This window comes from Halorubrum sp. CBA1125 (genome assembly GCF_009742825.1).
Taxonomy (GTDB): Archaea; Halobacteriota; Halobacteria; order Halobacteriales; family Haloferacaceae; genus Halorubrum.
On the sequence record NZ_WPCE01000132.1, the window covers coordinates 1 to 8,116 of the forward strand.

Annotated in this window: 4 protein-coding genes and 2 pseudogenes; 3 read left to right on the forward strand and 3 right to left on the reverse strand. The window is 69.4% G+C overall.

Going from position 1 to position 8,116, the window contains the following annotated elements; all coding sequences use genetic code 11:
- Positions 1-992: hypothetical protein (locus GJ633_RS11540; RefSeq protein WP_156588947.1), on the reverse strand; the 992-nt coding region annotated here is incomplete at its 3' end.
- A gap of 577 nt (positions 993-1,569) precedes the next feature.
- Positions 1,570-2,884: pseudogene (locus GJ633_RS11545) on the reverse strand (amidohydrolase).
- Between the two features lie 212 nt (positions 2,885-3,096).
- On the opposite strand from GJ633_RS11545, the pseudogene GJ633_RS11550 reads away from it, so the two are divergent.
- Positions 3,097-4,393: pseudogene (locus GJ633_RS11550) on the forward strand (LEA type 2 family protein).
- A gap of 88 nt (positions 4,394-4,481) precedes the next feature.
- Complete coding sequence (locus GJ633_RS11555; RefSeq protein ID WP_156588948.1) at positions 4,482-4,829, forward strand: dihydroneopterin aldolase family protein; 348 nt, start codon at positions 4,482-4,484, stop codon at positions 4,827-4,829.
- Positions 4,830-4,835: 6 nt separating this feature from the next.
- Here GJ633_RS11555 and GJ633_RS11560 read toward each other — a convergent pair whose 3' ends face one another.
- A complete protein-coding gene (locus tag GJ633_RS11560) occupies positions 4,836-6,506 on the reverse strand; it encodes a GTPBP1 family GTP-binding protein (RefSeq protein ID WP_156588949.1) in 1,671 nt (556 codons plus the stop codon).
- A 198-nt stretch (positions 6,507-6,704) separates the two neighbouring features.
- Between GJ633_RS11560 and GJ633_RS11565 the strand changes: the two genes are divergently transcribed.
- Positions 6,705-7,553 (forward strand): DUF6293 family protein, encoded by an 849-nt coding sequence (locus tag GJ633_RS11565; RefSeq protein WP_156588950.1) that lies wholly within the window; start codon positions 6,705-6,707, stop codon positions 7,551-7,553.
- The last annotated feature ends 563 nt before the right edge of the window (positions 7,554-8,116 follow it).

Below are 8,116 nucleotides of genomic sequence, written 5' to 3' on the forward strand. Positions count from 1 at the left end.
ACGTCGTCGTCCTCCGACTCGTCGTCATCGTCAGCGTCGTCGTCCGATTCGCTTTCCTCGTCGCTGTCGTCCTCGTCACTGTCGTCTTCGTCGCCGTCATCGTCAGCGTCGCTGTCGTCCGATTCGTCGTCATCGTCCCCACCCGGACCGGCGTGGTCCGGCGGGCCGCGGTCGCCGTCGTTCGCTCGGTCGGAGTTCCCCGGCGCGTCGTCGGCGTTACCCGGATTGTTCTCCGTCGCGAAGTCCGAGACGGCGCTCCCGATGCCGCCCTCGCGGTCGTCGAGCTGCTGGATGAACTCGCGGACCAGCTGGCCGAACGGCGTCTCCTCGGCGGACTCGTCGTCATCGCCGTCGTCGGCCTCGTCTTCCTCGCTCTCGTCTTCGTCGGTCTCGCCGGCCGTCAGATCGACCGTCGTCGAGACGCTCTCGTTCCCGTGGGTCGCGGTGATATCGACCGTCACGTTCTGTTCGGCGGCGGGGAGGCCGACGGTACCGTTCTCGTCGGTCGCGTACTCGCCCTCGCCGGCGTACGTGGCGTTCTGGTCGGTCGCGGTGGTGACGTTCACTGAGGCGTTCTCGACCGCGCTGTCGTTCTCGGTCACCGTCACGACCGGCTCGCCGTCCGTGTTCTCGACGCCGACTTCGAGCCCGTCAGGGGCCTCGAGGTCGGCCGTCGTCGAGGCGGTCCGGTTCCCGTCGCTGGCGGTCACCTCGATCGTCACGTCCTCCTCGGGGGCGGGGAGGTCGACCGTGCCGTTCTCGTCGGTCTCGTATTCGCCGGTTCCCGCGTACGATTCGTTCGCGGGGTCCGACACCTCGACGATCACCGTCGCGTTCTCGACCGCGCTGTCGTTCTCGGTCACCGTGACCGTCGGTTCGCCGTCCGCGTCGTCGATGCTCACGCCGAGGTCGCCGTCGGCGGCCGCGACGCCGGCAATCGCGCCGAGCGCGACGACCGCGACCAGTAGGAGTGCTGTCGTGCGTCCTCTCATGTCCACTCGGGTCCTGCCGCCGTTTCCGTATAAAGGGGGTATTCGCTTAACGCGGTTTAATCCGGTTTGTTCCCGGGTTTACGCGACTCTACCGTTTGTTTTGGGAATTGGGGACCTGAGCGCGGACTCGCCGTCTCTCGGCCCCCGATCTGCCCTCGACCGCGAGTGGCTCGTCGCTCGCGCGCGGCACGTCGGTGAAGCGTCGTGGGTGCGTGGCTCGGCGAGGTTGTTGATAAATAAGGGCGGACGCTGACGGTTCCGCGCTCCGGCGATACGTGATTGCTGATGAGGTGACGCCTCCAAAGCCCCGACCGATAGCTTATAAATTGATGAGAACGCGGAGACCGCTTCCAAAGCCCCAGCCTTCCGGCTGTCCCTTTGAGTCCCACCCCGCACAGCACTGCACCTCACGCCTCCCCAGCCTCGCCGCTCGCTCGGGGCTCCCTGCGGTCGCCCACGTCGCTCGCGGCGTCCCTCGCGCGTGCGGCTCGCGCCCTTCGGGCGCTCGCAGGCACGCGCCACCGCACGCTTTCTATTTACAATTCTTTCTTGCCGTTCCGGTCGTCGGTCCCGTGTCCTATTCGACGCGGTCGACGAGGTCAGCGGCGGCGGCGGCGGCGCGTTCCTGGACCGCGTCGGCGTCGAGCGTCAACACCTCGCGGTCGCGCATGAGGACCCGCCCGTCACAGACGGTGTGGCGCACGTCGCTTCCGCGGGCCGCGTACGCGAGGTGCGAGACCGGGTCGTGGACGGGCGTGAGGTGCGGCGCGTCGAGGTCGACGACCGCGAGGTCCGCGGCCGCACCCGCCTCGATCCGGCCGCCGGGAAGCCCGAGCGCGTCTGTGCCCTCGGCGGTCGCCATCTCGACGACGGCTGCCGCCGGGACCGCCGCGGCGTCGTCGTCGGCGAGCTTCCCGAGCATGGCCGCGTCGCGCATCTCGTCGAACACGTCGAGGTCGTTGTTCGAGGCGGCCCCGTCGGTGCCGAGCGCGACCGTGACGCCGGCCTCGCGGAGCCGCTGGACCGGTGCCATCCCGCTGGCGAGCTTCATGTTCGAGGCCGGGCAGTGGGCGATCGCGGTTCCCGCCCGGGCGAGCCGGTCGATCTCCGACTCGTCCAGGTGGACGCCGTGCGCGAAGAAGTCGTCCGGGCCGAGCGCGCCGAGGTCGTCGGCGTACGCGATCGGGCGCTCGCCCCGCTCGTCGACGATCGGATCGACCTCGTCCGTCGTCTCGTTCGCGTGGAGGTGGACCGGGACGCCCGCCTCGCGGGCCTCGGTGACGCCCTCGCGGAGGAGTTCCTCGTCGACCGTCGTCAGCGAGTGCGGCATGAACGCGGTGCGGATCCGGCCGTCCGCGGAGCCGTCGAGTTCGCGGGCGACGGCGAGGCTCTCCTCGACGTCCGCGCGCGCGTCGGCTTCCGCTTTTCCGACCGTCACGGCGCCGTGTCCGAGCCGGGCGCGCACCCCCGCGCGCCTCGACGACGTCGGCGACGCGGTCCATCGCGAAGTACATGTCCGCGAACGCGGTCGTCCCCGACCGGATCATCTCGAGGACGCCGAGTGCGGCGCCGGCCTCGATGTCGTCGGGCGTGAGCTCGGCCTCCGCGGGCCAGATGTCCTCGCGGAGCCACGGGTCGAGCGGCTTGTCGTCGGCGTATCCGCGGAGCAGCGTCATCGCGACGTGCGTGTGCGCGTTTACGAGTCCCGGGATCACGAGCGATCCCTCGGCGTCGAGCGCGTCGTCGACCGCGCCGTCGACCGCGTCCGTGACGACCGCCGGCGTCCCGACGGTGTGAATCGTTCCGCTGTCGCGGTCGACCGCGACGTCCGCCCGCTCGACCCGGCCGTCGGGCCGGAGCACCCGCCCGCCGGTGACACACAGGACGTTCATACCCGCTCATCCCGCCTCCCGTACCAAACGCCTTCGGTTCGTGCCACACGCTTCGGTTCGTGCGGGCGAGGACGTCGACCCCCGGCGACACACTGGCTCCCCGTCGCCCGGCTCCGGGTCTCTCACGGTTCGTCGCCGACGGCGACGCGGTCGGCGAGGTCTCTCGGAGAACCGAGCGACACGATTTTACGTCCTGATCGAAACGCACGCGTATGGACCCGAGAGACGTCGTGTCGGCGCTCACCGCCGGCAAGCTCCGGATCGCTCTCGTCGCTGGTGCTCGTCGTCGCCGCCGTCGCGGGCGCCTTCGCCCTCGGGGTGCTCGGCGTCCCGAGCGTCGCCGCCGTCGACAACACGTTCGGCGACGTGACGAACGAGACGACGACCGTCGAGACCGACCTGGTCGTCTCGAACCCGAATCCGGTCGGCGTCGGCCTCGACGGCGTCTCGATCAACTACACCGTCTCGATGAACTCGGTCGAGATGGCTCACGGCGCACACGAGGGGATCACCCTCGAGACGGGGAACTCGACGCTCGACTTCGAGACGCAGATGCGAAACGACGCGATCCCGCCGTGGTGGGTCACTCACATCGAAAACGGCGAGCGGACCACCGTCGACATCGACGCGACGGTCACCTCGGACCTGCTCGGCCGGAGCGCGGACCTCACTCGCACCCGCGAGATAGAGACGGACCTCATCGGCGCGTTCAGTTCGAACGAGACGCGGCCGGTGAACGCCGACAGCCCCCTCACCGACGATCCCGTCCTCTACGTCAACGAGACCCGCGGCGAGTGGGGCGAGGTGAGCGACGCGGAGACCCCGATCGACATGGAGTTCGTGGTGTACAACCCCAACCTCGAACCGTACGTGATCACCGAGATCGGGTACGACATCACGATGAACGGCGTCGAGATGGGGACCGGTGAGACCGCCGAGGAGTACGTCATCCCCTCGTACAGCTCGGAGACCGTCGAGCTCACCACGGTCCTCGACAACCGGCGCCTCGACGAGTGGTGGGTGACCCACCTCGACGAGGACGTCAACGGCCACCAGGTGACCGACCTCCGGATCGAGTTCTACGCGGTGGTCGAACTCCCCTCGGGCGACGAGGTCACCGTCCCGCTCAACGAACTCACCTACGAGGAGACGTTCGGAACGGACATCTTCGACGAGGGCGGCGACGTCGGCGAGCCGACCGACGAGTCCGAGGACGACGACGCGAACGACGGGATCGGGGACGGCGACGACAGTCAGACGGACGGTGAGACCGGGGACGACGGCGGGACGGATGACTCGAACGGCGGCCTCCTCGACGGCTCAGACGACGGCAGCGGGACCGACGACGGTAACGAGACTACCGACGGCACCGACGACGGCAGCGGGACCGACGACGGCAACGAGACTACCGACGGAACCGACGACGGCGACACTGCTGATGGCGACAACGAAACCGACGGCGGCAACGAATCCGACGACGGCGGACTACTTCCGGTGGCCGACGACTGACCGCGGTTTCCGGACGACAGTTGATCACGATTTCCGGGCAGTCGCTCGCTGACCGAACCTTCTTGCCGCGACGCCGCCGCGTTCCACCATGCCGACCGACGCTCAGCAGGCGTGTTTCGAGGCCGGGATCAAGTTCGGCTCGCTGTACCACCAGTTCGCGGGCACGCCCGTCAGTCCGGCGAGCGCGCGGAGCCTGGAGGCCGCGATGGCGGAGGCGATAGAGAACCAGCCCTACTGCGAGTCGGTCACCGTCGAGATCGACGACGATCGCGTCGACGACGAGATCGACCACGAGAACGGCTACACGGAGCTCACCGGGTCGCTGATGGATGTCGAGATGCGGATCGACTACGAGGGCGTCGTCGCCCGCACCCGCATGCGCACGGTCGACGGCTACCCGCTGATGGAACTGGTCGCGGTGGAGGCCGAGCGGTAGGCGCGTTCAGTCGTCGTCGCCGGCCCTGGCGGGCCCCGTTCCCCCTTCGGATCGGGGGCCGATACCGGTCACCGTCCCCACGCCCTTGCTCGACCCCTCCCGGAAGACGAACCGCTGGCCCTCCTCGATCAGGTACGGCCGGAACTTGAACCGGACCGTGGTCTGGCCGGTGTCGCCGGGGAGGAGCCGCCCGTCCTCGGGGGTGAACACGGCCGCCTCCGAGACCGTCTCGACGTGGACGACGGGTTCGTACCCCTCGCGGATCCGCGTCGGGTGGTTGAGCACCATCGCCTCCGCCTCGAACTCGCGGACCGGCTCGGGGTCGCTCTCCCGGGGTACCAGGGCCATCCCGCGTTCGATCTCCGCCTCGTCGACGCCCTTCAGCGCGATCCCGACGATCCGCCCCGCGGTGGCCTTGTCGACGCGGTGGTAGTGCATCTCGATCGATCGCACCTCCACGTCGCGGAACGATCCGTCCGCCATCGGGCCCAACAGGAGTTCGTCGCCCGTCTCCACGGTTCCGGAGGTGACGGTACCGGACGCGACCGCCCCGACGCCGGTCACCTTGTAGCTGCGGTCGACGTACATCCGGAACGCCTCGCGCTCCGGGGTCGCGCGCTTCGGCAGCGACGCGAACAGCCGGTCGAGCGCGTCGAGCCCCTCCTTCGTCACCGCGCTGGTCCGCAACAGCGGGACGACCCCGTCGCCGACCTCCGCGACCGCCGTGTCGATCCCGTGACGCTCGACGAGCAGCGGGGTCTGCCCGGCGTCTCTCAGCATCGATTCGATCTCGCGCTCCACCGCGGCCAGCCGCTCGTCGGTCACCGCGTCCGCCTTCGTGACCGCGACGATCGTGGGTAGCTCCGTCGCCAGCAGGATGCCGAGGTGCTCCCGCGTCGTCTCCGTCGGCCCGTCGTCGGCGGCGACGACGAGCAGCCCGTAGTCGAGCTTCTGGCCGACGAGCCCGCGGATCGTGGTCCGGAGCCACGGCTCGTGACCGACCGTGTCGACGAACGACACGAGCCGGTCCGCCTCCTCGACGATCCGGGCGCGGTCCGACTTCCGGTGCGGGTTGTCCATCCGGACCGGCTCGTCGATGCCGTCCGAGAACCCGTAGACTGCGTACGAGAGGTCCGCGGAGAGCCCCCGATCGATCTCGTGCGGCTGGACGTCGAGGAACCCGCGCGTGCCGCCCTGTCCGTCGTCCGCGCGCCCGGTCACGAGCGTCCCGACGAGCGTCGACTTCCCGTGGTCGACGTGGCCGGCCGTCCCGACGACGATGTGGTCGTTGTCGGCCTCGAACATCCCGCCCTCGCGGAGCGTGGCGAGCCCGACGAGTCCGGCGTCGTCGCCGTCGCCGCCGTCGCCGGCGCTCCACGTCTCGACGTCGGCAATGTGTGTGTCCGCCTCCTCGGCCAGAAGCGAGAGGACGTCCATGGTCTCCGAGAAGGCGTCGGGGGCGATCCCGGCGATTCCGCCGTCGTCGGTGACGCCGACGACGTAGGTCGCCTCGCCGTCGCCGGAGAGCACCCGATGACGGAGCTGCGCCACCAACGACTCCATCCGGCCGTCTGCCAGGTGGACCTCGCGGGTCAGCCGCTCCTTGAACTCGATGGCGCCACCGTCCCGTTCGCCGCGCTCGATGGCCCGCCGCAACGCGGACCGGTCAGCGCTCATGGAGATCCGTAAGCGGTACCCGGGCTTAACAGTTTTCGTGTTATCGGTTCTCACCTCGCGTGATCGGTCCGGAGCGGTCCGGAACGGTCCGAAGCGGTCCGAAGCGATCCGATCAGCTCGGGATCCCTTCCCGTCCCGCTCTCGTCCCCGGCGCGCGGCCGGCGCACCCTTTAACCGGTCCCGGGCGGGAACGACGCCATGGACACATCGGTCCCCAGCGTCGCCGAGCGCCGGGTTCACGTGGTCCCGCTCGGCTACGAGCGCGACCGGATCGTTGAGCCCCTCCGCCGTCACGGCGCGGACGTGGTCTACCTGCTTGCGGACGCCCCCGACCGCGACGCCCCCCGCGGCACCGTCGACTTCGCGGCCGCGACGGCCGACGACCCGGCCGACGCGCTCGTCGACCCCGACCGGCTCACCGACTACCAGCGGGACGCCTGGACGGCGGCCGCGTCGGTCGCCGAGGTCCGGCCGATCCCCGTCGAACTCGCGGACGTGTACGACGTACTCGGCGTGACGACGACCGTCGCGGCCCGTCACGCCCCCGCCGAGGACGGCGGTGATCGGCTGTTCGGCAACGTCTCGACCGGCCCGCGGATCGCCGCGGTCGGCGTCGCGATGGCGTGTATGATCGTCGGCGCCCGCCCGTACAGCGTCGAGCCCGAGACGCACCGCCACGCCGTCGAGGAGGAGCCGCTGACCGAGGGCGTCGCGCGGACGGTCGACCTGCCGCTGTACCCCATGGACGCGCCGACCGCGGACCAGGTGGCGGTCCTCGGTCGGCTCCACGAGCGCGCCGAGGAGGAGATGACGACCGACAAGTGGAACCTGATCGAGTGGGCCCGCGACCGCGACCGCGCGTTCCTCCGGGACGCCGGCGAGAGCCGCACCGCGAAGTACCGCGCGCTGGAGACGCACGTCCTCGGACCGCTGCGCGAGCGGGGCTACGTCGAATTGGAGGACGTGGGTCGATCGGACACCGTCCACATCACGCAGACCGGCCGCCGCGTCTTCTACGCGTTCAGACACAAACTGGACGGCGAGTGAGTCGCGGCTCCCGTCTCCTCTCTTCGTTCCCCTTCCCGTCTCCTTCCCCTCCCCTCGCCAACGGTACCGATCGGCCGATTCGTGCGAATAGTACGGTTCATCCGTACTATCAACACCTAACGTAGAATTGTTCATCTCCCCTCGGTTCGAGTGCGTGACGCCCTCCGGCGGTCGCGGTCCGCCCTCCACTCGTTCCCCCGGTCCCCGCTGACGCGCTCGCGGCCGTCCGGGAGCGTCACGGACGACGGACGCTCCGTCGTTTCGCTCGGTACGTCGTTGTTCGTTAGAGTCCAAGCAATGTCGATTCATGCGGTGGCGTCGCCACAAGGAGCGAGTGAAACGAGCGACTGAGGAGCACAGCGAGTCATACGAGCCTCGCGGCTGGGACTTCGGAGACGGCGACTGCGACCACTCTCTCAACTGATTAGAGGCAGTTACTCGCACAATCGCGTCAATTGCCCTCGCGCCCTTTTTGAACGCCGGACACGTACGCGGAGCAGTGACCGTCACCAGCCTCCACGACCCGAGCCCACCGGGAGGTCCTCTGGGGAGCTGGAGGACGC